Genomic DNA, 25,215 nt, shown 5'->3' on the forward strand with positions numbered 1-25,215 from the left:
CGCTGCAAATAAGAAAGAATGGATTGCTTCGCTTCGCTCGCAATGACGGCTGATAGATCTTTACCCAGCCCCGATCAGCGGTATCGCTTCATCGCGCTCATACAAATAAAGCAAACAGCGCAGCGCTTCGCCGCGGTCGCCCTTGAGCTTCGGATTGTCCTTCATGATCCGCAGTGCCTCGTCGCGGGCCTGGGTGATGAGCTGGCCGTGGACTTCGGAGCGGGCGATGCGGTAGCCGGGCAGGCCGCTTTGCCGGATGCCGAGCACGTCGCCTTCGCCGCGCAGTTTCAGGTCCTCCTCGGCGATCCGAAAACCGTCTGACGTTTCGCGGATCACTTTCAGCCGCGCGGTGGACATCTCGTTGAGCGGTTCCTTGTAGAGCAAGAGGCAGGTGGAGGCTTCCGAACCGCGCCCGATGCGGCCGCGCAATTGATGCAATTGGGCGAGGCCAAACCGTTCGGCGTTCTCGATCACCATGATCGACGCGGCGGGGACGTCGACGCCGACTTCGACCACGGTGGTGGCGACCAGGAGGCCGATCTCGTGGGCGGCGAACTGCGCCATCACGCGGTCCTTTTCGGTGCCCTTCATCTGGCCGTGGACGAGCCCGACGCGGTCGCCGAAGCGCTGTTGCAGCCGCTCGAAGCGCTCGGTGGCGTTGGTGAGGTGCTCGATGCCTTCGGCCTCGGATTCCTCGACCAGCGGACAGATCCAGTAGACCAGCTTGCCGGCCTTGAGCGCGCGGCCGACGCCGTCGATGACCTCGTCGAGCCGGCTGTTGGGGACGGTGCGGGTATCGATCGGCTGGCGGCCGGCCGGCTTCTCGCGCAATTCGGAGACGTCCATGTCGCCAAAGTATGTCAGCACCAGCGTGCGCGGGATCGGGGTTGCGCTCAGCACCAGCACATCGACGGCGTCGCCCTTGTTGGTGAGCGCCAGCCGTTCGCGCACACCGAAACGATGCTGTTCATCGACCACGGCGAGCGCCAGCGCCTTGAAGGCGACGTCGTCCTGGATCAGCGCGTGGGTGCCGACCAAAAAATCGATCTCGCCGGCTTCCAGCTGGGCCAGGATTTCGCGTCGCTCCTTGCCCTTTTCGCGCCCCGTGAGGATCGCCACCCGCATGCCGGCGCGTTCGGCCAGCGGCGTGATGGTCTTGATGTGCTGGCGCGCGAGGATTTCGGTCGGCGCCATCAGCGCCGCCTGTTTGCCCACCTCGGTCACGGCGGCCGCCGCCAGCAGCGCCACCACGGTCTTGCCGGAGCCGACGTCGCCCTGCAGCAGCCGCAGCATCCGCACCGGCTGGCGCAGATCCCCGGTGATGGCGGCCACCGCGTCGCGCTGTGAGGCCGTCAGCGCATAAGGCAGCGCGTCGATGATCCTGCTGCGCAGATGGCCGTCGCCGGCGTGGCGGTCACCGGCCGGTCGTCGCAATTGCGCGCGCACCAGCGCCAGCGCCAGTTGACCCGCCAAAAGTTCGTCGAAGGCGAGCCGCGACCAGAACGGGCCATCGGGCAGGATGTCCGTCAGCTCGACCGGGACATGGACACGGGTGAACGCTTCCCGGATGGGCGGGAAGTGGCAGCGGCGGACGACTTCCGGACTGATCCATTCGGGCAATTCGGGGAGTTTCTGCAGCGCCTGGGCCACGGCACGCCGCAGCGAGCCGAGCGCGAGGCCTTCGGTCAGCGGATAGACCGGATCGATGCCGGTCAGTTTCGCAAAGGCCGCTTCATCCACGATGTTGGTGGGGTGCACGATCTGGGGAATCCCGTCGTACATCTGCAACGTGCCCGACACGTAGCGCTTCTCGCCTACGGGAAGCAGCTTTTCGACATAACCGGGCTTGGCGCGGAAGAACGTCAGCACCACGTCGCCGGTGTCATCGCTGGCATAGACGAGGTAGGGCGCGCGGGAATTGCGCGGCGGCGGCGGCCGGTGGCGATCGACGGTGACTTCGAGCGTCACCACGGTTCCCTGCACGGCTTCACGGATTTTTGGCCGCGCGCGGCGATCGATCACGCTGGCCGGCAGATGCAGCAGCAGATCGACCAGCCGCGGTGTCTCGCTGCGGCCGAGCAGATAGCGCAGCAGTTTGTCCTGCTTCGGCCCGACGCCAGGAAGCGTCGTAACCGGAGCAAACAGCGGATTGAGCAAAGGAGGGCGCATTTACTGGTCCGTCATGCGCGGGCTTGACCCGCGCATCCATCATTCTTCGAACGGAATCTTACGAAGCAGATGGATTGCCGGGTCAAGCCCGGCAATGACGAATTCTTCGAGCAGGAAGGGCTGACGTTCTCGCGAACGGACCCCGCCTGGCGCGTCCACGGCTTTTTGGTGTCGGACTACGCTGCCTGAAACGCGCTGCCCTTGAACCGCTTGACCGGGCTGCCGCGCTCGAGGCGATCATGCGCGGCATGCGCATCATTCCGGGCCGTGATCGCTTCGAGCTCGCCCTGCAGCCTGATCAGTGCCGCAATCCGCTCCAATGCCAGCGCCTTGTTCCGATGTTGCGAGCGTTCCTCGCGCGCCACGACGGACAGACCGGTTGCGATGTGGGTCGCACGCACGGCGCTCTCGGTCTTGTTCTGATGTTGGCCACCGGGGCCGCCGGCCCGGAAGGCTTCAAAGCGAACGTCGTGCGCGGCCAGCGCTTTCGGCGCTTCGGGCGGCGCCGGAAGTTCGAAAACACCGATGAACCAGTTCTTCCGCTTGTGATGTGGCCGCAGCGAGCTTTGCGCCACCCACTGGATCGAACCGATCCACGGCCGTGCGAAGGCCGCGGCGGCGTCGCCGTGGATCACTGTTATCGCCGACGCCGGACCATGCCCGTCCGGATTCGGCCCATTCACGCAATCGGTATCAAGACCGAGCGCGGTTGCTTCGGCGGTGAGCGTCGCAACGGCCTTTGCGAGCGCGATCCGGCATTCCGCCGGACCGCGTCCGCTGGTGAGGAGAAGCCGGATCATCGGCGATCCTCCTTCCAGGACTTTTCGCGCTTGCCGCTGCTTGCTGTGACGCTGGATTGCGCCTTCTTGAACGTCACCAGCGGCCGGAACGTCGCCACCACGCGCGCCAGGCCGAACTCGACGAGGTCGGCGATAACGCGATCGATGTTCTTGAAGGCCTCCGGCGCCTCTTCCACGAGCAAGCCGCGATCCCCGCAGACGACGATGCCTCCATAGGGATTGCGCTCCAGCCGTGCCACGTCGGATTTCTTGCCCCGCACGCGGCCGTGCATGGATGCCCGATCGTATTTGCGGCCGGCACCATGCGCGAGCGAGGCCAGCGCCTCGGTCTGCATCGCCGCCAGCGGCTCGACCAGATAGGACAGCGTCCCGCGCGATCCCGGCACCGGCACGAGCCCGCGATCGGAAGCCGCCGCGCCCTTCCGGTGCAGCATGATGTCGTCACCGGGATTGCCACGACGCTCGACCATGTTATGCGCCAGATCGTTGACAGGACGCAGTTCCGCACGCGCCGCCGCCGCGGCCCGCTCGGCGATGATGCGGCGATTGAGCTTCGCCCATCGCACGGCGTGATCATGCGCATCCATGTAGGATTCGCCGTCGTCACTCGCGGGATCGAGCGCTGCTTGCCCGTTCGACAGCACGCGCTCCAGGATCGAGTAACCGAGGCCGCGCGAGCCGGAATGGACCAGGACAAAGGCCTGATCCCGGTCCAGTCCCGCCTGTGCGGCCGTCTCCGGTGCAAGGATTTCCTCGATGGCCTGGACCTCACAGAAATGGTTGCCGCCGCCGATGCTGCCGAGCGAGGCATCATACGTCGTCGCGTCAAGACCGGCGCCGGCGAGGACGCCGGGGACGTCGCCATCCCAGGGTTGATCGAGCGAGCTCAAGCGCTCGGCCAATTGGTCGAGACGCAGCTTGCGCGCCGCGATGTCGAGCGCGAACAGCCCCATGCCGCAGCCGATGTCGGAGCCGACCAGTTGCGGATGAATCCGGTCGGCCAGAATGGCGCAACCTACGGGACCATATTTGCCGGGATGCAGATCCGGCATGGCGGCGACCGCCCGGACCCCAGCCAGGCCAGCGACCTGTTCCAGTTGAAGCGTGGCGTTGCCCTCGATCCAGGATTTGGACGAGGCGAAGAAATGGATCGGCGCACGGCCGTCCATCTTGGGAGAAGTGCCCATTTGAAAGCTTTCAGGAGATTTGGGTTAGTCGACGCGCACAGCACAGAGTTCGCTGACTTAAGCGCGTGATTTCCCAAGCGGCGCGGCTAACGCACGCGCCCTTAGGCGATGCCCTCGACGGGGCGGCGAGACAACGTCATCGAGCCTTCTCCCTGTTGATCGTGCCAAAATTGGCCACGGATCGCGCAAACACATACCGGCGAAACGCAAAAGCTGCAAGTCCGCCACGACGAGCTGTTGTCGCATGCCACAGGCATCAGGTTCACATGCATTTGCGCCGGAAACGCTACTGACATTCGCTGCGGCCATGGCTATATCAACCCCGCCCGGCACGTCCGGGCTTTTGGCGTTCGGATGGGAATGGGACAATGACGGGTTCGACACGATCGAGCGGCGGCCTCGACGACCGCCGCAAGCGGCTTTTGTTTCGCTGCTGGCATCGCGGCACCCGCGAAATGGATCTCATCCTCGGGCGCTTTGCCGACGCCGAGATCGCTGATCTGTCTGATAGCGACATGGCCGAACTGGAGCGCCTGATCGAGGTGCCAGATCCCGACCTCTATGCCGCGCTGACGGGCGACAAGCCGCTGGATCCCGAATACGCCAGCGCGCTGTTCGATCGCATCAAGGCGCGTCGCGCCGTGGACCACGGCGCATGAAGTCTCCAGTCAAATCGCCCGCTGCGCTGCTCAACCCCGGCCGCGCGCTGACCTTTGCCAATGTCGCCGAGGGCGCCGAGGGGCTGGTCGTCGCTGACCTCGCACGCGCGGTCGCTGCCAAGCCGAAGCCGCCGGCGGTGAGCCTTGCGGTGGTGTGCCGCGACGGCCCCCGCATGCAGCAACTGGCGCGGGCGCTGGAGTTCTTCGCGCCCGATTTGCCTGTCATGCAGTTTCCGGCCTGGGACTGCCAGCCCTACGATCGGGTGTCGCCGCATGGCGGCGTCCTGGCCCAGCGCCTGACCACGCTGGCGCGGCTGTCGCGGCTGCAAGGCAGCGACAAACCACTGATCGTGTTGACCACGGTGAACGCTGTCGTGCAGCGCGTTCCGGCGCGTGAGGTGGTGGCGGCGCAGGCGCTGTCGGTGGCACCCGGTCATGTCGTGCCGATGGACTCCATCGTCGCCTGGCTGGAGCATAATGGCTACAACCGGTCCTCGACGGTGCGCGAGCCCGGCGAATACGCCGTGCGCGGCGGCATTCTCGACCTCTTTCCGGCTGGGCTCGACCAGCCGGTCCGGTTCGATTTCTTCGGCGACAGCCTGGAATCGATCCGCACGTTCGACGCCGAAACCCAGCGCACGCTGCTCGACATGCGCGCGCTCGATCTGGTGCCGGTCTCCGAATTCCAATTGGTCACCGAGACCATCCGCCGCTTTCGCATGGGCTATGTCGCGACCTTCGGCGCGCCGCAGCGCGACGATCTGCTGTATGAAGCCGTCAGCGAAGGCCGCCGCCATCCCGGCATGGAGCACTGGCTGCCGCTGTTCCAGGAGCGGATGGACACGCTGTTCGACTATCTCGACGGCGCGCCGGTCGCGATCGAACCGCAGGGCGAGGACGCCGCCCGCGAACGCTTCAAGCAGATCGCGGACTATTACGAAGCAAGGCGCGAGGCGCTGGAGCATCCCGGCGGCGGCGCGATCTACAAGCCGCTGCCGCCCGACCGGCTCTATCTGAGCGAAGCAGAATGGACCACACGATTGGAAGAAGCCGCGCTGGCGCGGCTGACGCCGTTCGCGGTGCCCGACGGCAGTTCTGACGTGTTCGATGCCGGCGCGCGGCAGGGGCGCAACTTCACGCCGGAGCGCGCCGATAGCGCCGTCAACGTGTTTGAAGCCGTGGTCGCGCATGTGCTGGCGTTGCAGGCGCAGCGCAAGAAGGTCGTGATCACGCTGTGGAGCGAGGGCTCGCGCGACCGCATGGGCAGCATGCTGCGCGACCACAAGCTGCTCAACCTCACCAGCGTCAACACCTGGCGCACGGTGCAGGCGACCCCGCGCAACGAGGCCATGCTGGCGGTGGTCGGCATGGAATCCGGCTTCGAGACCGACGACGTCGCCGTCATCAGCGAACAGGACATCCTCGGCGACCGCCTGGTGCGGCCGCGCAAGGCGAGCCGCAAGCTCGATAATTTCATCTCTGAAGTCACGAGCCTGGCCGCCGGCGATCTCGTCGTTCATGTCGAGCACGGCATTGGCCGCTTCATCGGGCTGCAGACGCTGGAAGTCTCCGGCGCGCCGCATGACTGCCTCGAGCTGCATTACGCCGCCGAAACAAAACTGTTCCTCCCCGTCGAAAACATCGAGCTGCTGTCGCGCTACGGCTCCGACCACGCCAACGTCGAATTGGACCGTCTTGGCGGCGGCGGCTGGCAGGCGCGAAAAGCAAAACTCAAGAACCGCATCCGCGAGATCGCGGGTGAACTGATCAAGATCGCGGCCGAACGCCATCTGCACGAAGCGCCGAAAATGCCGGTGCAGGCCCATGTCTATGACGAGTTCTGCGCGCGCTTCCCCTATGAGGAAACCGAGGACCAGCTCGGCGCCATCACGTCGACGCTGAAGGACCTCGAAAGCGGCCGGCCGATGGACCGGCTGATCTGCGGCGACGTCGGCTTCGGCAAGACCGAGGTGGCGCTACGCGCCGCCTTTGCGGTCGCGCTCGACGGCAAGCAGGTCGCCGTGGTGGTGCCGACCACGCTGCTGGCGCGGCAGCACAGCAAGACCTTTACCGAACGTTTTCGTGGCTTCCCCGTCAACGTCGCGCAAGCCTCGCGGCTGGTGGCGCCGAAGGAACTGACCCAGGTCAAGAAGGGGCTGTCGGAAGGCAATGTCGACATTGTGGTCGGCACCCATGCGCTGCTCGGCAAGGCGATCAAGTTCAGGGATCTCGGCCTCCTGATCGTCGACGAAGAGCAGCACTTTGGCGTCAGCCACAAGGAACGGCTGAAGCAATTGCGCGCACAGGTCCATGTGCTGACGTTGAGCGCGACGCCGATCCCGCGCACGCTGCAACTGGCGCTGACCGGCGTGCGCGATCTCTCGATCATCGCTTCGCCCCCGGTCGATCGCCTCGCGGTGCGCACCTTCGTGGCGCCGCACGATCCGCTGATGATCCGCGAGGCGCTGCTGCGCGAACGCTACCGCGGCGGGCAGGCGTTTTATGTGGTGCCGCGTATCGAGGATCTCGCCGGCGTAAAAGACTTCCTCGACAAGACCGTGCCGGAGATGAAAGTCGCTGTCGCGCATGGCCAGATGCCGCCGACCGTGATCGAAGACATCATGTCGGCGTTCTACGACGGCAAATACGACGTCCTGCTCTCGACCACGATCATCGAATCCGGGCTCGATATCCCCTCGGCCAATACGCTGATCGTGCACCGCGCCGACATGTTTGGCCTCGCGCAGCTCTATCAGCTGCGCGGCCGTGTGGGGCGCTCGAAACTGCGCGCCTATGCGCTGTTCACGCTGCCGGCGCAGCAGAAGATCACCGGACAGGCCGAACGGCGGCTCAAGGTGCTGCAGTCGCTGGAAACGCTGGGCGCGGGCTTCCAGCTCGCGTCCCACGACCTCGACATCCGCGGCGCCGGCAATCTGCTCGGCGAGGAACAATCCGGGCACATCAAGGAAGTCGGCTTCGAGCTTTATCAATCGATGCTGGAAGAGGCGATCCTCAACCTCAAGGCCGGTGTGGTCGAGCCCGCGGCAGACCGCTGGTCGCCGCAGATCACCATCGGCATGCCCGTGCTGATCCCGGAGGATTACGTCAACGACCTCGCGGTGCGGCTGTCGCTGTACCGCCGGCTCGCCGATCTCGAGACTGACGAGGAGATCGACAATTTCGCCGCCGAAATGCGCGACCGTTTCGGCGTGCTGCCGGACGAGGTGCGCTATCTGTTCAAGGTCGCCGCGATCAAGGCCTATTGCCGAAGGGCCAATGTCGAGAAGGTCGATGCCGGACCGAAGGGCGCGGTCATCTCCTTCCGCGACAACAAGTTCGCGCAGCCGGACCGGCTGGTGTTCTTCATCCGCCAGCACGGCCAGGCTGCCAAGGTGCGGCCCGACATGAAGGTGGTGTTCCTGCAGGTATGGAAGACGCCGGAAGAACGGCTGATGGGCACGACGGAGATCTTGCGGCAGCTTGCCAATCTCGCGGAGAACAAGAAGGCGGCGTAGGCGCCCGTACCGTCCTCGTCATTGCCTGCGACAAACGCATAGCGTTTGCGCAAGGGAGCACTTGCGACGAAGCAATCCACCTCTCCGTTATGCCGCGCTATGGATTGCTTCGCTTCGCTCGCAATGACGGAAGCGGCCTAAGACGCGGCGCGATGGGCCTCTTCGCCGAGGCGCGCGAGCAGCGCTTTCGCGGAATCCCTCGACTCCAGCGTCGCGACCGTCACGGTTGGTTCTGCGCGCGTGTCGCGCTTGCCGTGGCTGGTGTGGCGCATGACGCTGGACAGCCGCCGCGCGATCGTATGCGCGGTCTTGAGGTCGGTCTCGGCGAAGGCGACCACGACCGATCCGTCATCGCAGACGGCGCCGAAATCCATCCGCCGCATCAGCCGGCTGATGATGCGCGCGCCGTCGAACTGGGCGCGGGGATGGGCGGGGTCGAAGGCGAAGCGCGCGACCGACAGGCCGCCGCCGCGTTGCTGGGTCTGGTAGACCGCGCTGGCGAAGTCACGCTCGAAGGCGGCTGATGTGAGCAGGCCGGTGCGGGCGTCGATCAGGCCCTCGGCGTCGATCGAGCGCAGGGTCCGGCTCAAATGCGCTTCGAAGGCATGCTGGCGGATCAGCGGCAACGCGGTCGCCACCATTTGCACAGGCTCGCCGCTGAGGATTTCGAGGTTCGGTAATTCATAGGACGGCAACAGATCGCCTGACGTCACCACCACAGGCAAATGGCGGAAGCGGGCGTCTTCCGCCAGCACGGTCAGGAAAGCATCGACCACGCGCGGGCTAAAGCCTTCGCTGAGCACGATGCCGTCGATGTCGCGCGCATTGAGATGCTTCGCCGCGGCCTCGATGCTCAGCGCGCCGACCACCCCGGTTTGTTCGCCAAGCGAGACCGACAGCGTGGGGTAGGCGCCGCCGCGGCCGACCAGCAGCACCGTGGCATCTCTGAAGGTGTCGATGTCCGAGAGCGCGATCCGGGTGGCCGGTACGAGCCGGCGCATCACCGTCGCGTGCAGCGAGCGGATACGCAGCGCGGCGCGCAGGCGGGCGACGAGGCGGCTGGAGTCTCCCTGGCTTTGGAAAAATGGAATGGCGTTTTCAGGCAGCGTTGCCTGCGGATCGACCGCGATCAGTGGCAGATAGGGTTGGTGGGCCGCGATCGGCGCGGCGAGTGCGGCAAGTGTCGCCTGATCGACGTCGGACGTCGCGGCCAATACCGCCGCCGGCTGCAGCTGTTCGACCGCGCGCACCGCATCCGTCCATTCGGCCTCGACGACCGGAAACAGCTTTGCGACATCGAGCGCTGCGGCAAACGACGGCCGCGTTGCGGTCGATACGACGAGGATCGGGCCTTGCTGGGACATCTACAACTCGGATCAAGCGCGCCATTTATGAGAGCGCGATCCTAGTTTGCCGGGCTTAATGTGGCGTCAACACAAGCCGTGAGATTGCGCTCAAGCGGAATTCGCCCGGTCGCGAAACGCTTCGACCATCAATGGGTTAAGCCCGAGTTCCGTCAACGCGTCGCGGGCGCGGGCGTTGTCCTGGGCGCGGCCGGCAAGCCGATGGCCGCTAAGGCGATCCGGCAAGGCCGTGAGCAGCGCGCCTTGCCCGAGCCGCCGGGCCCATTCTTGCAGGTCCTGCGCCAGGAAACGGTAGCCGCCAACCGCCATGATGCCGGACGGCGGCGCGGTGATATTGATGGCGCCGGTCGAGCGGTCGAGCCGCGCAGAATAATCGGTATCGACGTAATCGCGCGGCGGGGCTGCAATCAGCGAGTCGCTGGGTGGCGGCGGGGGCGCATAGGCCGCGACCGGGATCATCGGTCCGCGCAGTCCCAAGGTGCCCCGCGGGGTCAGCAGGATGTCGCCCGCGATCGAGGAGCCCGGCAGTTCGCGCGGCGCGCCGTGCGGTCCTGACTTGATCAGGGCGGGCGAACCGTCGTCCGCAAGCCGGCGCGCCGCGAACAAACCGACTTCGCCGAACAGATAGACGTCGGTCAGCGTCGCCTGCTGGGCCGACCAGGACGCGCTCGACATCACCTGTTCCGGCGCGCGCCACAACCCGATGACGTTGCGCAGGGTGGGCAGGCTGCCCGCGAGGTCGAGTTCGTCCAGCCGCAACGCCAGTTGTGCCGGGGCAATCAGCGTATCACAGGCATGCTCGTTGACCTGCTGCTCCAGGATCTCTTCGTCGAACGGATGGTGCAGCACCAGCGTTCCGCCCGACAGCAGCCAGACCGTCAGCGTCGATGCGAGGCCGGCAAACGACATCGGCGAAAACGCCGACAGGATCGTCGCGCCCTGCGGAACATCGCTTTCGAGCGAGACCGAGAGTCCTCCGGCGATCAGGCCGAGATGGGCGCGCGGGACGGGCCGGAAACCGTCCGACGTCAGATCGAACGAGATCAGCGCCGCCTTGCGGCCATCCTGGATCACCGCGCGCGCAGTGGTCGATTCCCGCAGGATTGCGTTGTCGAGCGAGGCCATGCCTTCCGGCAAATCGGTCCCGAAGCCGCAGACATGGCGGATCGAAAACGCTTCAGCCGCGGCATTCATGGCCAGATCCGAATAGACGATGCCGTCGACCTTGCTTGTGGTGACGATAGCCCGCGCCGCGGTGCGGTTGAGCGCCATGGTCAGTTCCGCCTGTCGCCACAGCAAGGGCAGCACAGCGACCACCAGTCCGGCGCGATAGGCGGCCAGAATTGTCAGCGCGAATTCGATGGTATTCGGCAGCTGGACCGCGATGACGGAGTTGGCCGGCAACCCGGATTCGACGAAATGCGCAGCCAGCGCGGAAATCGCGCGGTCGGCCTGCGCATAGGTGAGGCGCTTCGGCGTCTGGCCCGTGACGCGCGGCTTGTTCGGCGGATCGATCAGCGCCGTCGCATCCGGCTGCCGTGCCAGCGAGCGCTTGAACAATGTATCGAGCGTGGGCGAAGCGGCTGGCTGGGTCACGGCGTCACTTCAATGGCTTGCGTCATTTGGGTTGCGCGTCCGGTCTGTGCCACCACGTCTCCGGCAGGTAGCCCGTCAAGGCGATGGTTGAAGGTCGTTCTACCCGATTCCATCGCGCGATCCATTGCTCGGCGACGTTAAACAACGGGATAGCGTAGAAGCCCGACATCAGGGTCCGGTCCAGCGCCCGCACCGCCGAGACGAATTCCGGCCGCTCGCGGGCCTCCAGCAGCGCCGCGATCAGGGCGTCGATCGCCGGATCCTTCGCGCCCATGTAGTTCCTTGTGCCTGATATATCGGCGGCCTGGCTGCCCCAATAGAACGACTGCTCATTGCCGGGTGACAGCGACTGGTCCCAGCGGTTCTGCAGCATGTCGAACTCGTAGCCGAGCCGGCGCTGGTCGAATTGCACCGGATCGACCGCGCGCACGCTGGCCTCGATGCCGGCGCGTTTGAGGTCTCTGGCGTAGGCCAGCGCGATCCGTTCCTGATCGCGCGTCGTGACCAGGATTTCGAAGGTGAGGGGTGTTTTGGTCGCGCGCTGGCGCAGCACGGTGCCGTCGAGCACGTAGCCGGCCTCGGACAGCAGAGCGAGGGCGGCCCGCAGCGCCGCGCGGTCGCGGCCTGAACCGTCTGACACGGGCAGGCGGAAGCTGCCGTCGAGAATATCAGGCGGAATATGCGCGAGGTAGGGTTTCAAAAGTTCGCGCTCGCGCGCATCGGCGGCGCGGCCATAGGCTGATAATTCCGACCCGGCGAAGAAGCCTCCGGCACGCGTGTAGAGGCCGAAGAAGTAGTTGCGGTTGATCCATTCGAAATCGAACAGCAGCGTCAGCGCGCGCCGCACGCGGACATCGGAAAACAGCGGACGGCGGGTGTTGAACACCAAATATTCCGACGGCTGCGGCATCCCCGGCTTGATGGTGTCGCGGATCAGCTCGCCGCTGCGGGCGGCCGGGAAATCATAGCCGTCGTGCCAGCGCAGCGGCTCGGCTTCATTGCGGAAATCATAGAGCCCGCGCTTGAAGGCTTCGAACTGGCCGTTGGACTCGCGGTAGTAATCAAACCGGATCTCGTCGAAGTTCCACAGGCCCCGGTTCGCCGGCAGGTCACGGCCCCAATAGTCGGGATTGCGCGTCAGCGTGACGCTGGCGCCGGGGCGCACCGCAGTGACGCGATAGGGACCAGAACCGACCGGTCCGGTCATGGTCGTGTCCTCAAAGGTTTCGGGATCGACCGCATGGCGCGGCAATACCGGCATCAGGCCGAGGATCAGCGGCAGTTCGCGGTCGGGCGCGCCGCCGAAATCGAACCTGATGGTGAGCGGGTCGGGCGCCTCGGCCTTGGCGACCTTGGCATAATACTGGCGATGGTTGGGGCGGCCGCGGTCGCGCAGCAGCGCCCAGGAAAACAGCACGTCGTCGGCCGTTACCGGCTTGCCATCCGAGAACCGCGCCCGGGGATCGAGATGGAACGTGACATAGCTTCTGATGTCGTCGGTCTCGACGCTCCTGGCGAGCAGCCCGTAGAGCGTGAAGGCCTCGTCATTGCCGCGGCTCATCAGGCTCTCGACGACAAAGCCCCTGATCTGCTGCAAGGCGAGGCCCCGGACGATGAACGGATTGAGGCTGTCGAAGGTGCCAAGCAGACCCCAGACCAGCCGGCCGCCCTTCGGTGCGTCCGGTTTGGCGTAGGGCATGTGGACAAAATCGGCCGGCAGGGCCGGCGCGCCATGCATGGAGATCGCATGGCTTTCACCAGCGCGGGCGTTGCCCGCGAGCGCCATCGGCAACAGGCCGAGCGCGAGCACAACGCTGGCGAGAATACCAAGCCGGATACGTCCAAAGGCGACCATCTGCACGCGCGGATTTGATTCGGGGTCACACACCAGTGAGCTTTACCATAGGCCTTGACCACAGGCCTCGGCGTCCACCGGGACCGCAGCCAAAGATGCTTGTCGGCATTGATCTTTTCGTCCGCCGCTGTATTGAAGGCGTGCAATTGACCAGGGCGGTGACGCCTGTCACGTATCCGCCTCAATTGACTAGGAGACAGCCGCCCAAACGGCTAGGTGTCGGTGCCTGCAGCGGTTTCGGGCGCTCCCGTTCAGAAAGGGTTTTCCGCAATGAATTTCCGTATCTTGGCCGTCCGGCCGCATGGGCGGGTTGCCGCCTTGTTGGCGGCGACGGCATTGTCCGCGACGTTGCTCGTCGCGGGTGCGCAGGCCCAAACCCCGGCTCCGGCCCCCGGTGCCCCCGCAGCGGCGCCCAAGGAGGCCCCGAAGGCCGCTCCCAAGGCTGCCCCGAAAGCAGCTCCGAAGGCCCAAGCGCCCGCCGCCCCGAACGCCCAGCCGGCCCCGCCAGCGGCCGCCGGCGGCGCTCCCCCCGCAGGCGGTCAGTCGCAGGACCAGCAGGTCCAGCTGATTTACGCGCCCTGGACCAAATTCTGCCTCAAGGGGCAGGACGCCGGCGCCAAGCAGGTCTGCTTCACCGGTAAGGACGGGCGCATCGAGTCCGGCCAGCCGGTCATCGCGGCCGTCATCATCGAGCCGGAAGGCGAGCCGAAGAAGATCCTGCGCGTGACGCTGCCGCTCGGCATGCAGCTCGTGCACGGCACCCGCGTGATCGTCGATGCCAATCCTCCGGCGCAGAGCCCCTATGTGATCTGCTTCCAGAACGGTTGCATGTCGGACTACGAAGTGACCCCGGAACTGCTGGCCAACCTGAAGAAGGGCCAGAATCTGGTGGTTCAGGCGATCAACTCCAACGGCGCCCCGCTAACGCTGCCGCTGCCGCTGGCCGAATTCGCCAAGGCCTATGACGGCCCGCCGACCGACCCCAAGGAATTCGAAAAGACCCAGCAGAAGTTGCAGGAAGAGCTGCAGAAGCGGGCTGAAGAAGCGCGCAAGAAGCTCGAGGCCAACCCGCCCGCTGGCGGCGCGCCCGGCAATGCCAATCCGGCGGCCAAGTAACGCCGCTTCCATCGACAAACAAAAAGGCGCCCGGTCCGGGCGCCTTTTTCGTTCAGGAGAAGATTTGTAGCCTGGATGGAGCCAGATCAGTTCAGCGAGGGATTGCGCGGACGATAGCCGCCGGACTTGTCCTTGACGAAGATCTCGGCGACCTGCGAATGCCGGATCGGTTCGCCGGAATCGTCGGGCAGCAGGTTCTGCTCCGAGACGTAGGCGACGTATTCGGAGTCCGAATTCTCCGCCAGCAGATGATAGAACGGCTGATCCTTGTGCGGCCGAACGTTCTCAGGGATCGACAACCACCATTCCTCGGTATTGTTGAATACCGGATCGATGTCGAAAATCACGCCCCGGAATGAAAACACCCGGTGACGGACGATCTGACCGATCTGGAATTTGGCGGTGCGGGCTTTAATCATACCTCGTCGAATAGACCATGATTGTGGCCGATGCTAGGGGCAAAAGGTTGAATTAGCTCTCAAGTCCGGCTGGCACATCTGGCGCCAGCCCCAAGAAAACATTGATGAAACGCTGACAAAAAGACCCCCATTGCATGGCCGATATCCTCAATCTGGCGATTCCCTATTTCGGGGTGATCTTCATCGGCTTTGCCTGCGGCAAGACCAGGGGGCTGCCGGAGGCGGGGCTGGCCTGGATGAATTTCTTCCTGCTCTACGTCTCGCTGCCGGCCCTGATGTTCGGCATCATGGCCAAGACGCCGTTTTCGGAACTCAACAACCCGCCATTCCTGATCGCGACCACGCTCGGGACCGTGATCGCCTTCATCGTTGCCGTGGTGACTGGCCGGGTGATCGGCGATCTGTCGTTGCGCAAGGCCACCCTGGCTGGGCTGGCCGGCGCTTACGGCAATATCGGCTATATGGGTCCGGGGCTGGCGCTCGCCGTGCTCGGCACCAAGGCGGCGGCGCCGACCGCGCTGATTTTCTGTTGCGATAGCATTTTCCTGTTTTCGATCGTGCCGATACTGATCGCGTTCACCGATCGCGAGCATCGCTCGCTGCTGCACACGCTCGGCATCGTGGTACGGCAGATCGTGCTCAACCCGCTGATCATGTCGGCCGGCGCCGGCGCGCTCGCCGCGGCGCTGCATTTTCGTCCCCCCGTCGCGATCGACAACACGCTGGTGTTTTTGCAGAACGCCGCGGCGCCGACGGCGCTGTTCGTGCTTGGCGTCACGGTCGCGTTGCGCCCGTTCGATCGCGTGCCCTGGGAGGTGCCCGGCGTGATCGCTGTCAAACTCCTGATCCATCCGCTGATCGTGTTCGGTCTGATGCTGCTGTTCGGGCCGTTCGCGCAGCCCTGGGCGGCCACCGCGGTCCTGATGGCGTCACTGCCGCCGGCGCTCAACGTGTTCGTGATCGCGCGGCAGAACAACACCTGGATCGAGCCGGCGTCGGTCGCCGTCCTGATCGGAACCTTCGCCTCCGTCGTCACGCTGACCAGCGTGATGTGGTTCATCCAGAGCGGAAGGCTGGCGCTTCCTTGAGAATAACCACGCATGGCTGAGGCTATGCAACGCGTTCTGATGAAACCAAATTTGAGACCGACGAAACAATCTTCCGGGATCGACGAAGACGGCTTGAAACAATCGCCGTTCAGGGTGGCTACATCAGACACTGGGAGCCACGTGTGAAGAGCGAACCGATCGAAGCAGACATCAGAGCAACCCATATTTGGCGAACGGCCCAACGCCGCCGGGCGACGTATTTGGCCACTCTGGTCGATGAACCAACTGATGACGCGGGATATGTGATGGCCAGAAAATTGGCGATTCCCAGTGTCTTAGCCTCGGGGGTGATGGCGGTGGCGGTGTGGGCACTAGCTTGATCTCCGGTCCTCCCGGTCACGATGCCGTCAACCCTCGAACAGGCACGGGCGCGCTGATCCGGCGCGCTCCTCAAGCTAAGCTGAAGCCGGTTCGCGCTGAACGTCTTTCTCAAGAACGGGTTCGCTGCGCCAAGGCAGGGTCAAGACCGGGAAGAATCGTGATGCCTTCCTGATCACTTCCAGATGAATAAGCCCCGATCTGTGTACATCTGTTGTCGCCGTCCTTGCCCGCTGCATGCGGAAGATCAGCGGCGACGAAGCATTACTTATCTTCCCGCACCGAGACCGCTTTCTCGAGGCCGTCGCCGTAGTACACGGCGCATTCGCTTCGAGCATATGAGCATCGTCTCGATGGCCTGGTGAGAGGTCCCTATGCCATCACACCGGGCGGCATCGGTAATACGTTCACACAAACCTTCATCATTGCGCCGACAGGTTCGGCGTTAGAATTTTGAGAAGTGCAATGTTGGATTGGATTGTTAGCGTAATTCACGACCCCAATTCACCGATTTGGTTTTCCAGGGATATTTTCAGGAGTGTTTTCCAGTCCCTCTTGGGAGCAATCGTGTCTGCACTGCTGGTGGCTCCACTGACGGCGCGCTGGGTCGCATGGGAAACGACACGCAAGTGGCGTCCCGCACGACGCGTCGCGTTCCGTGATATCGAACATGGCACCAGCCTGATTTGCAATTCATTTGCGGACTGGAGCACGATTGGAAGAAAACCGGAATCGGAGAATGATCTGCTGTTGTCCTGTTGGTCCATTTACACGGCCATGTCGGAGGGGCACGAAGAGATGAAGAAGGCCTATGCGGACTGGTCCGACTTGTGGTCGCCGCAACAGGCATCAGCAATTATCAGCTTCCTGGAATACGTTTCCGACCTGTGCCATAATGTTGAAAATGAGAGCAATCTGATCAGTCGCATCATTGATTTTGACGAGCAGCCTGATCAACTAAAAAAAGGCGATCGCTGGGAGACGGTTACTCCGCGATGGGTTGAGTCCGGCCAGCTGCCGAAGTTGGATGTAGGTGCCATGCGGTCAAGGCTCAACCGACTTCGAGCAAGCTGCTCTGACCGCGCCCTCGTAAAAATATTCGATGATTGCAACGAAGCTCTAGGCGGCTGCGATCAAAAGGCCATGGACAATCTCCAAAAGGCCTGTCGCGAAGCTATGCTGGAAAAGGCTCGTATAATTGAAATAACATTCACCGAGAAAGCATGATCTACGTTGCGGAGCACGGGGCCGGCCTCCGATTTTGCGGGTTTACTTCCTAGCCCACGCGCTTCCATGTCGGCGCGAGGCCTTCGCGCATGGCGAGCCGCCGCAGCGGACCGAATGAGCCGATCAGATGCAGCCCCACCGCGCGCAGCGACTGCACGGGCAGGAAGTCGCTGAGCAGCGAGCGGTTGGCGAGGTCGATGGCAAATATCCGGCTGACGACATCGGAGCGGCGGGCGGATTGATAGCGCGCCAGCACCTGCGGCGCGCCCGGATCCTCGCCGATCGAGATCGCGTGGCCTGCGATATCGGCGATATCTGCGGCGTCGCGCAAACCCATGTTGAGACCCTGCGCGCCGATCGGCGGCAACACATGGGCGGATTCGCCGACCAGCGCCACGCGATGGCTGGCGAACTGCTTTGGACTTTCGATCGTGAGCGGAAACAGATTGCGTCCAGGCTCAACCCGGACGCTGCCGAGAATGGAATGCGATTGCTTTTCCGCGGCGTCGGACAGTTCGTCGTCGCCGAGCGCCATCAGCCGCTGCGCTTCCTTTGCCGCGGAAACCCACACCACGCTGCTGCGGTTGCCGGGCAGGGGCACGAACACGCATGGCCCGTGCGGGGTATGAAACTCAGTGGAGATATTCTTGTGCGGCCTTGAATGGCTGATGTTGAAGGTCAATGCCGACTGATGCAGGTCGCGGCGCTTGACGTCGATGCCGGCGGCCTCGCGCGACAGGGACTGCCGCCCGTCGGCGCCGATCACCAGCCGCGCCGACAGCGACCCGCCCGCACGGGTGTGGATGGCAACGATCGCATCCTGCGGATCGACCGCGGCCGCCTCATCGTCAAATCGGGTCAGGCCGGACAATTCGGCCGCGCGCTCCTCCAGCGCTGCCATCAGCGTCCGGTTGTCGATGTTGTAGCCGAATTGGTCGAGGCCGATTTCCTGCGACGCAAACCGCACTTCCGGCGCCCGGATCAGGCGGCCGGTGTCGTCGACGAGCCGCATGGTCCGCAGCGCCGCGGCCTGATCCCGGCAGCGGCGCCAGACATCCAGACGTTCGAGCAGGTCGGTGGAGGCGCCGAGCAGCGCCGTGGTGCGGTTGTCGGCATAGGGCGCGCGGCGGGCCAGCAAGGCAGTCCTGGCACCGGTCTCCGCCAGCGCGATGGCGGCGGTCAGTCCCGCCGGTCCGCCGCCGATTACAACGGCGTCATAAATTGGCGATGCATCGTTCATATTGGAACAATTGACGTTCCCGGCGGCATTTTCAAGTCATTGACCTTCTTAAATGTTTTCACCGCTTCGCGCGGCGGAACGCCGCAAGCGCCGGTATGCAAATCGGGGCGATTCCTGTTAGCACTGCCGGAGCAATGGACCAGACACAAGAACCAATAGCATCTCCCGCTACGGCCCGAATGCGGGCGGCCGCATTCGGCGTCCACGTCTTCACGGCGCTTGGAGCGGGCATCGGCCTGATCGCGATGCTGGAGGCGGTGCGCGAGCACTGGGCCGCCATGTTCGGCTGGCTTGGCGTCGCGCTCATCATCGACGCCATCGACGGTCCGCTCGCGCGCAAGTTCGACGTGGTGCGGCTGCAGCCGAACTGGTCGGGGGAGGTGCTCGACCTCGTGGTCGATTTCATCACTTACGTGTTCGTTCCGGCCTACGCCATCACCGCGAGCGGCTTGCTGCTGCCGCTGGCGGCGCCGCTGCTCGGCATCGGCATCATGACCTCGAGCGCGCTCTATTTTGCCGACCGCCGCATGAAGGCGGCCGACAACCATTTCCGCGGCTTTCCGGCGGTGTGGAACGTCGCGGCATTCTATCTGTTTCTGCTGCATCCATCGCCGGCGCTTGCCACTCTTGGCGTAGCGATCCTGATCGCGCTGACCTTCGCGCCGTTCCACGTGCTGCATCCGATCCGCGTCGTGCGCCTGCGCTGGCTGACCATGTGGCTGCTGGCGGCATGGGCCGTGCTGGCGGCCCACACCATTGCCTGCGACTTCGCCGTTGGCATTCCCATTACCGTCGGACTCTGCGCGATCGCCATCTACGTCGCCGGCAGCGATGCCGTGATCCGCAAACTGAAATCGTTCAAGGCATGATGGAATTACTGACCAGCCCGGAAGCATGGGTGGCGTTGCTGACGTTGACCACGCTCGAAATCGTCCTCGGAATCGACAACGTCATCTTCCTGTCGGTGATCGTCTCAAGGCTTCCGCCGGAGCAGGCCAATCGCGCGCGCCAGATCGGTTTGCTGCTGGCGCTGGTGTTCCGCATCATGTTGCTCAGCGTGCTGGTGTGGCTGATCGGTCTGACCGAACCTGTGCTGACCGTGAAAAGCGTGACGCTGTCCTGGCGTGACATCATCCTGATCGGCGGCGGCATGTTCCTGATCGCGAAGGCGACGCATGAAATTCACGCCGAAGTGGAGGCGCGTGAGGCCGAGCCCGAGGCCAAGCCGAGCGCGAGCGTATTCTTCTGGGTGATCATGCAGATCATCGTCGTCGACCTGGTGTTCTCGCTGGATTCGATCATCACCGCGATCGGCATGGCGGAGGATATCGAGATCATGGTGGCCGCCGTCGTGATCGCCTGCTTCATCATGTACGTTTCGTCAGGACCGGTGGCGAAGTTCGTGGCCGATCACCCCACCACCAAGATGCTGGCGCTGGCGTTCCTGGTGCTGATCGGCGTGGCGCTGGTGGCGGACGGATTCAAATTCCACATCCCGCGCGGCTACATCTATTTTGCCATCGTGTTCGCGGCCGCGGTGGAATTGTTCAACGTGCTGGCCCGGCGCAATCGCAAAAAAGTCGTCAAACAGCGGGTTTAGGCCCCCGCGAGTTGACAATACGGCCTTGATGGCTTTCGCTCCGCCACGAGCCGGGGCGCTTGAAGCCGACACCGAGGGAGAAAAGGTCATGGTCAAGGCCGTGCGCGTGCACAAGGTAGGGGGGCCGGAAGCCCTGGTGTATGAGAGCGTCGACGCGCCGGCACCGGGACCGGGCGAGGTCCGCATGCGCCAGCACGCCGTCGGCCTGAACTTCATCGACGTGTATTTCCGCACCGGTCTCTACAAGGCGCCGGGGCTGCCATTCATCCCCGGCAATGAGGCCGCGGGCGAGGTGGTGGCGGTCGGTCCTGGTGTCACCAACTTCCATCCCGGCGACCGCGTCGCCTATTATTTCAATCTCGGCGGTTACGCCTCTGAACGCGTGATCCCGGCGGACAAGCTGGTCAAGCTGCCCGACCACATCACCTACGAGCAGGGCGCGGTGCTGATGCTCAAGGGCCTGACGGTCTGGTACCTCCTGCACAAGACCTTCAAGGTCGAGCCCGGCCATCGCGTGCTGATCCACGCGGCCGCCGGCGGCATCGGCCTGTTGGCCTGCCAATGGGCGAAAGCGCTCGGCGCGCATGTGATCGGCACCGTCGGCACCAAGGCGAAAGCCGACCTCGCGCTCGCCAATGGTTGCGACCACGTCATCCTCTACAACGAGGAGGACTTTGTCGCGCGCGTCAAGCAGATCAGCCGCAACGAGCTGTGCGACGTCGTCTATGACGGCGTCGGCAAGACCACGTTCCCGGGCTCGCTGTCCTGCCTGCGGCCGCGCGGCCTGTTCGTCAGCTTCGGCAATGCCTCGGGCCCGGTGCCTCCGTTCGCGCTCGCCGAGCTCAACAACCACGGCTCGCTGTTTGCGACGCGGCCGAAACTCAACGATTACGTCAGCACCCGCCGCGACCTGCTGGAGGGCGCCGACACGTTGTTTGCCGCCGTCATCAACGGCAAACTGCACGTTCCGATCAACCACGCTTATGCGCTGAAGGATGTCGCCAAGGCGCACACCGACCTGGAGGGCAGGGCGACAACCGGGGCGATTATTTTGCGGCCGTGAGGTTTCAAACTCTTTCAATTGGTGTCGTCCCGGCGAACGCCGGGACCCATACCGCGTGATCCATCGATAGAAAAAAGGCGATAGAGACCGCGTGCCATTACAACGGCCGCGGCGTATGGGTCCCGGCGTTCGCCGGGACGACGACTTAGAGCTACGCCACCATCCGCGCCGCTCCCATCTGGGTCAGCACCGTATCCAGGCAATCGATCATCATCGAGATCTCCTCGCGCGTGACGTTGAGCGCCGGCATGAACCGCAGCGCGTCCGGCTGCGGCGAGTTGAGCAGCACGCCATCCGCAAATGCCTGCGCGACGATCGAGGCGCCGATCGGCAGTTTGAGATCGAGCGCCAGCAATAGCCCCCGGCCGCGCACGTTGCCGAGACCGTGGCGCGCCGACAGTTTCTGCAATTCGCTTTCCAGGAACAGACCGGCGTCAACGGCTTGCTTCAGGAAGTCGGGTGTTGCGACGTGTTCGAGCACCGCAAGGCCCGCGGCGCACATCAGCGGATTGCCGTTGAAGGTGCCGCCCTGGTCGCCGTGCTCGAAACAGGACGCATATTCGGTCGCCAGCAATGCCGCCAGCGGCACACCGCCGCCGATGCCTTTGCCGAGCGTCATGATGTCGGGCTCGATCCCGGCATGCTCGTAGTGAAACAGTTTTCCCGTCCGGCCCATGCCGGTCTGGATCTCGTCGACGATCAGCAGCAGGCCGCGCTCCTGGGTCAGCGCCCGCAACTCCCTGAGGAATTGATCGGTCGCCGGCCAAACGCCGGCTTCGCCCTGGATCGGCTCCAGCATGACCGCAACGGTCTTGCTCGAGATCAACCGCTTGACGGAATCGAGATCGTTGAGCTGCGCCTTTGGAAATCCGGTGACCTTGGGCTCGAACAGCGGCTCGAAAGCCTTCTTGCCCGACGCCGACATGGTGGCGAGCGTGCGGCCGTGGAAGCCGCCAGCAAAGGTGATGATCTCATGCGCGCCGCCCTTGTACAGCGTGCCAAATTTGCGCGCGAGCTTGATGGCGCCCTCGTTGGCTTCCGCTCCCGAATTCGCAAAGAACACCTGGTCGAAGCAGCTGTTGGCAACCAGCGCATTGGCGAGCTTGAGGCTGGGCTCGTTGAAGAACGCCGGGCTCGGCGTCAACAGCAGTTTTGCCTGCGCGGCAATCGCGTCGGCGACGATAGCAGGCGAATGGCCGAGGCAATTGACCGCCCAGCCCTGCATGAAATCGAGATAGCGCTTGCCGCTGTCGTCCCACAGATAGGCGCCTTCGCCCTTGACGAAGACGGTGGGGGGCCGCGCGGTGATGTTCATCAATGCGTCGAACGGTTGGGTAGCGTTGGTCATGTCGAACTCCTCGTTGGTTTTGGGTGAAAGGGCAGGCCGAAACGCAAGAAGGCCGCACTTTTCGGGTGCGGCCTTCTCGAAAACGTTGCTGAACTAGTTGATCAGCGGTGTCGTCGGACATGGCGCAGCCCATCATCGTCGCAAGAGCGACGACGGAAAGCTGCGCGGCGGTTGGTCCGGTTCAATGTCATGGCGCAGGCCCATACAGCCGAATGGTCGGTTGTGTCAAGCGGGAGCTGGTCATCACTCGATCCCATAGTGGCGGAATTCCTCTGATATGTCGGCTTTGATCGCCCTGGCGGCGGCCATGTCGCTCTCCGCGCCGCTTTCATCGCCCTTTTTCCGCTTGGCTATGCCGCGGCCGTACAGCGAGTTCGCCAATTTCGGATCGACGCCGAGCGCAACCGTGAAACCGTCGATCGCCGCGTCGAATTGGCCGAGCTTGAGATAGCAGAAGGCGCGGCTGTCGAGCGTCTGGGCATCGTCCGGCCTGTGCCTCAGCGACTCGCGGCAGTCTGCAAGCCCTTCCTGCGGACGGCCGAGAATGGCCCGTGTCAGGCACCGGGCGTTGAGCGCGGCGGCGTATTTCGGATTGAACCGGATCGCCTGATCAAAGTCGGACAGCGCCTGTGAAAAGTCGTGACGGTCAAAGTGAATAAGACCGCGCGCGTAGGCATCGCGATATTCATCAGGCGCCAGCCGCAGCGACTGGTCCAGATCGGCGAGCGCGCGTTCGATCTCGCCTTTGCCCCTGAACAGGCGCGCCCGGTTGCCATAGGCGGCGGCGTAGTTCGGGTCGAGCCGGATTGAAGTGTTCAAGTCGGCGAGCGCGCGGGCTTCGTCGCCGTGATTCCAATAGGCGGTGCCGCGGTTGAAATAGGCAAGTGCGAATTTCGGATCGAGCTTGATCGCGTGATCATAGTCGGACATCGCGCGGCTGAACTCGTTGATGTCGCCATAGGAGTTGCCGCGGTTGTTGTAGTACCAGGGATCGATCGAATTGAGCCGGATCGCCTGATTATAATCGGCGATCGCCTTTTCCGGTTCACCCTTGTCGCTGTAGGTGATTCCACGGTTGAACCAGGCGAACGATCCCTTCGGATCGAGCGCGATCGCGCGGTCCAGATCGGAGATCGCCTTGTCAACCTCGCCCTTGCGACGCCAGGCTTCGCCACGGTTGGTGTAGGCGCCGCCAAGCTTGGGATTGCGCCGGATCAGTTCGCTGAAATCGGCAATGGCGCGGTCGCTGTCGTTCTTGGTCAGGTAGTTGGCGCCACGATTGAGGTAGGCGCCGACGAGGTCTTTGGGCTTGGTACCTTTCGCCGCGATCACGCCGGTGCAGCCTGCGATAATCTGGTCAGGGGTGGCCTTGCCGCCGCTAAAGCAGGAGCTTCGGGCCGTCGCCGCGGGGGACGGTGGCTTCGCGAAAGCCGGCATGGCCGTGAGCACCGTCGCCAGACACACGATGGCCTTTGCGGCACCAAAGCCAGTCGTGGTCCTATTAAAACTCGCCATCTTCGATCTCGCTCTGACCCGTGCAGCCAATTTTTCAAATTGTCTGCCTTTGTGAGACCAGGGCCCGGATCGGTTCATTTCCAGGTTTAGCAGTTGAACCGGTTCGATGATGGAGCCGACCAAGGCGGGCCCACCAACCGCACAAGGTCATCCCAGTGTCCGACGACTATTCCTATCCCATCGATATCGACAGCATCAGCAGGGCATTTCCGCCGGGAACCGAGGCGCCGCCATTGCTGATTGATTTTGCTGGCTGGCTCAAGGGGCGCGATTGGGGCAATGCCGGCTGCTACGAGCTTGTCGGAGACTTTTCCGACAATGCGCCGATCGTCGACGGCAGCCCGCTGCGCGACCAGTTCGCGCTGTTTGCGCGGTTGCCGGAAGGCTCGGTCGTCGGAGCCTGGTACGGGGCCGGCACCAGCGTCGCCAATGCGCCGATCGTGGTGCTAGGCTCCGAAGGCCAATACGAAATCATCGCGGCGTCGCTCGAGGGCTTGCTGGCCAAGATCGCAATCCAGCGATTTGAGGAAGACGTGGTGTGGACCGACTTTACTCCGCACGAAGACGCAGAGGACGAGACGCACGAACTCGCCGATTGGTTGGCCAAACGTTTCCGCGTGAGGGACTTGCGGAGTTTGACGGAGCCGCCGACCGGGCTACCGGACTTCGGCCAATGGATGGAGAAATGGTGCAGGGATCGCGAGGCGTTTTGGGAAACGCATCCGGCGATGACCAAGCTGGCGGATCAGTTGATTGCGCATCGGCCACCTGGCAAGACGCCATGGGATCGCACGATGTTCGAGGTCGCGATCGCGGGCCAGCAGTATCAGGTGCGCGTGCTGGATCGCGGCCGCCAGCCGATCGAAGAAGTCGTCGCGATTGAGCCATTGCTGCGCGGTCTGCGCGACGACATGTGGCGGGCGAAACCCGATCTCGGCCTTTGGTATTCGATGTCGTTTTCGATGGGCGCCGATGGCCGCATCCTGCCGCGCTTCGACTATGAGACGCGTCCGGCGATCAACGACGTTCCCGTCGCAATTGCTGAGGCGCGAACCGACCTTGTCCGCGCACCCCGGCCCGAACGATGGGTGCCGGCGTGGCTGTCGAGTTGAGCG

At 64.0% G+C, this 25,215-nt stretch carries 19 protein-coding genes; 9 read left to right on the plus strand and 10 right to left on the minus strand.

All coding sequences use genetic code 11. The features are described 5' to 3' along the window. Positions 1-60: 60 nt before the first annotated feature. From recG to JQ629_RS00715, 3 genes are all read right to left on the minus strand, one after another. Positions 61-2,169, minus strand: coding sequence for an ATP-dependent DNA helicase RecG (recG, locus tag JQ629_RS00705; RefSeq protein WP_212410440.1), 2,109 nt, complete (start codon positions 2,167-2,169; stop codon positions 61-63). 176 nt (positions 2,170-2,345) lie between these two features. Further along, positions 2,346-2,969 carry a peptide chain release factor H gene (prfH, locus tag JQ629_RS00710; protein ID WP_212410442.1) on the minus strand — a complete coding sequence of 208 codons (624 nt, stop codon included), beginning with the start codon at positions 2,967-2,969 and terminating at the stop codon, positions 2,346-2,348. Next, on the minus strand, positions 2,966-4,156 hold the full coding sequence (locus JQ629_RS00715; RefSeq protein WP_212410444.1) for an RNA ligase RtcB family protein: 1,191 nt from the start codon (positions 4,154-4,156) through the stop codon (positions 2,966-2,968). The genes prfH and JQ629_RS00715 overlap by 4 nt, the downstream gene beginning before the upstream one ends. 368 nt (positions 4,157-4,524) lie before the next feature. On the opposite strand from JQ629_RS00715, the gene JQ629_RS00720 reads away from it, so the two are divergent. Next, complete coding sequence (locus JQ629_RS00720; protein ID WP_212410445.1) at positions 4,525-4,815, plus strand: FAD assembly factor SdhE; 291 nt, start codon at positions 4,525-4,527, stop codon at positions 4,813-4,815. Then, entirely contained in the window at positions 4,812-8,330 is a 3,519-nt protein-coding gene (mfd, locus tag JQ629_RS00725) for a transcription-repair coupling factor (protein ID WP_212410447.1), read from the plus strand. Before JQ629_RS00720 ends, mfd begins: the two co-directional genes overlap by 4 nt. A gap of 137 nt (positions 8,331-8,467) precedes the next feature. On the opposite strand, the gene JQ629_RS00730 is transcribed toward mfd, so the two are convergent. From JQ629_RS00730 to JQ629_RS00740, 3 genes are all read right to left on the minus strand, one after another. After that, positions 8,468-9,694 carry a GGDEF domain-containing protein gene (locus tag JQ629_RS00730; protein ID WP_212410449.1) on the minus strand — a complete coding sequence of 409 codons (1,227 nt, stop codon included), beginning with the start codon at positions 9,692-9,694 and terminating at the stop codon, positions 8,468-8,470. 90 nt (positions 9,695-9,784) lie between these two features. Next, positions 9,785-11,290 (minus strand): AMP-binding protein, encoded by a 1,506-nt coding sequence (locus JQ629_RS00735; RefSeq protein WP_212410451.1) that lies wholly within the window; start codon positions 11,288-11,290, stop codon positions 9,785-9,787. 22 nt (positions 11,291-11,312) lie between these two features. Then, complete coding sequence (locus tag JQ629_RS00740) at positions 11,313-13,076, minus strand: extracellular solute-binding protein (protein ID WP_249134747.1); 1,764 nt, start codon at positions 13,074-13,076, stop codon at positions 11,313-11,315. 339 nt (positions 13,077-13,415) lie between these two features. On the opposite strand from JQ629_RS00740, the gene JQ629_RS00745 reads away from it, so the two are divergent. Next, positions 13,416-14,261 carry an invasion associated locus B family protein gene (locus tag JQ629_RS00745; RefSeq protein ID WP_212270264.1) on the plus strand — a complete coding sequence of 282 codons (846 nt, stop codon included), beginning with the start codon at positions 13,416-13,418 and terminating at the stop codon, positions 14,259-14,261. Positions 14,262-14,347: 86 nt separating this feature from the next. On the opposite strand, the gene hspQ is transcribed toward JQ629_RS00745, so the two are convergent. Beyond that, entirely contained in the window at positions 14,348-14,680 is a 333-nt protein-coding gene (hspQ, locus tag JQ629_RS00750; RefSeq protein WP_212031571.1) for a heat shock protein HspQ, read from the minus strand. A gap of 134 nt (positions 14,681-14,814) precedes the next feature. Between hspQ and JQ629_RS00755 the strand changes: the two genes are divergently transcribed. After that, positions 14,815-15,768: an AEC family transporter gene (locus JQ629_RS00755; protein ID WP_212410453.1), complete on the plus strand. Its 954-nt coding sequence runs from the start codon at positions 14,815-14,817 to the stop codon at positions 15,766-15,768. 906 nt (positions 15,769-16,674) lie between these two features. Beyond that, positions 16,675-17,334: a hypothetical protein gene (locus JQ629_RS00760; protein ID WP_212390757.1), complete on the plus strand. Its 660-nt coding sequence runs from the start codon at positions 16,675-16,677 to the stop codon at positions 17,332-17,334. Positions 17,335-17,383: 49 nt separating this feature from the next. Here the strand turns inward: JQ629_RS00760 and JQ629_RS00765 are convergent, their stop codons facing one another. Next, positions 17,384-18,574 carry a UbiH/UbiF family hydroxylase gene (locus JQ629_RS00765; RefSeq protein ID WP_212410455.1) on the minus strand — a complete coding sequence of 397 codons (1,191 nt, stop codon included), beginning with the start codon at positions 18,572-18,574 and terminating at the stop codon, positions 17,384-17,386. Positions 18,575-18,708: 134 nt separating this feature from the next. On the opposite strand from JQ629_RS00765, the gene pcsA reads away from it, so the two are divergent. From pcsA to JQ629_RS00780, 3 genes are all read left to right on the plus strand, one after another. After that, the gene (gene pcsA, locus JQ629_RS00770; RefSeq protein ID WP_212410456.1) at positions 18,709-19,443 is read left to right on the plus strand and encodes a phosphatidylcholine synthase; all 735 of its coding nucleotides are present in this window, start codon (positions 18,709-18,711) and stop codon (positions 19,441-19,443) included. Beyond that, on the plus strand, positions 19,440-20,174 hold the full coding sequence (locus tag JQ629_RS00775) for a TerC family protein (protein ID WP_212410457.1): 735 nt from the start codon (positions 19,440-19,442) through the stop codon (positions 20,172-20,174). The genes pcsA and JQ629_RS00775 overlap by 4 nt, the downstream gene beginning before the upstream one ends. Before the next feature lie 88 nt (positions 20,175-20,262). Further along, the gene (locus JQ629_RS00780) at positions 20,263-21,237 is read left to right on the plus strand and encodes a quinone oxidoreductase family protein (RefSeq protein ID WP_212410459.1); all 975 of its coding nucleotides are present in this window, start codon (positions 20,263-20,265) and stop codon (positions 21,235-21,237) included. A 151-nt stretch (positions 21,238-21,388) separates the two neighbouring features. Here JQ629_RS00780 and JQ629_RS00785 read toward each other — a convergent pair whose 3' ends face one another. Beyond that, positions 21,389-22,585, minus strand: coding sequence for an acetylornithine transaminase (locus JQ629_RS00785; protein ID WP_212410460.1), 1,197 nt, complete (start codon positions 22,583-22,585; stop codon positions 21,389-21,391). A 243-nt stretch (positions 22,586-22,828) separates the two neighbouring features. Further along, a complete protein-coding gene (locus JQ629_RS00790) occupies positions 22,829-24,100 on the minus strand; it encodes a tetratricopeptide repeat protein (RefSeq protein ID WP_212410462.1) in 1,272 nt (423 codons plus the stop codon). A 155-nt stretch (positions 24,101-24,255) separates the two neighbouring features. Between JQ629_RS00790 and JQ629_RS00795 the strand changes: the two genes are divergently transcribed. Continuing rightward, positions 24,256-25,212: a hypothetical protein gene (locus JQ629_RS00795; protein WP_212410463.1), complete on the plus strand. Its 957-nt coding sequence runs from the start codon at positions 24,256-24,258 to the stop codon at positions 25,210-25,212. The last annotated feature ends 3 nt before the right edge of the window (positions 25,213-25,215 follow it).

Source organism: Bradyrhizobium sp. AUGA SZCCT0222 (assembly GCF_018130205.1).
Taxonomy (GTDB): Bacteria; Pseudomonadota; Alphaproteobacteria; order Rhizobiales; family Xanthobacteraceae; genus Bradyrhizobium.

Coding starts and splice junctions, on each gene's coding strand:
- JQ629_RS00765 (WP_212410455.1), bottom strand. CDS start 18,574: ATGAACGATGCATCGCCAATTTATGACGCCGTTGTAATCGGCGGCGGA.
- JQ629_RS00730 (WP_212410449.1), bottom strand. CDS start 9,694: ATGTCCCAGCAAGGCCCGATCCTCGTCGTATCGACCGCAACGCGGCCG.
- JQ629_RS00740 (WP_249134747.1), bottom strand. CDS start 13,076: ATGGCGCTCGCGGGCAACGCCCGCGCTGGTGAAAGCCATGCGATCTCC.
- recG (WP_212410440.1), bottom strand. CDS start 2,169: ATGCGCCCTCCTTTGCTCAATCCGCTGTTTGCTCCGGTTACGACGCTT.
- JQ629_RS00775 (WP_212410457.1), top strand. CDS start 19,440: ATGATGGAATTACTGACCAGCCCGGAAGCATGGGTGGCGTTGCTGACG.
- JQ629_RS00755 (WP_212410453.1), top strand. CDS start 14,815: ATGGCCGATATCCTCAATCTGGCGATTCCCTATTTCGGGGTGATCTTC.
- JQ629_RS00720 (WP_212410445.1), top strand. CDS start 4,525: ATGACGGGTTCGACACGATCGAGCGGCGGCCTCGACGACCGCCGCAAG.
- prfH (WP_212410442.1), bottom strand. CDS start 2,969: ATGATCCGGCTTCTCCTCACCAGCGGACGCGGTCCGGCGGAATGCCGG.
- JQ629_RS00785 (WP_212410460.1), bottom strand. CDS start 22,585: ATGACCAACGCTACCCAACCGTTCGACGCATTGATGAACATCACCGCG.
- mfd (WP_212410447.1), top strand. CDS start 4,812: ATGAAGTCTCCAGTCAAATCGCCCGCTGCGCTGCTCAACCCCGGCCGC.
- hspQ (WP_212031571.1), bottom strand. CDS start 14,680: ATGATTAAAGCCCGCACCGCCAAATTCCAGATCGGTCAGATCGTCCGT.
- pcsA (WP_212410456.1), top strand. CDS start 18,709: ATGGACCAGACACAAGAACCAATAGCATCTCCCGCTACGGCCCGAATG.
- JQ629_RS00715 (WP_212410444.1), bottom strand. CDS start 4,156: ATGGGCACTTCTCCCAAGATGGACGGCCGTGCGCCGATCCATTTCTTC.
- JQ629_RS00790 (WP_212410462.1), bottom strand. CDS start 24,100: ATGGCGAGTTTTAATAGGACCACGACTGGCTTTGGTGCCGCAAAGGCC.
- JQ629_RS00780 (WP_212410459.1), top strand. CDS start 20,263: ATGGTCAAGGCCGTGCGCGTGCACAAGGTAGGGGGGCCGGAAGCCCTG.
- JQ629_RS00745 (WP_212270264.1), top strand. CDS start 13,416: ATGAATTTCCGTATCTTGGCCGTCCGGCCGCATGGGCGGGTTGCCGCC.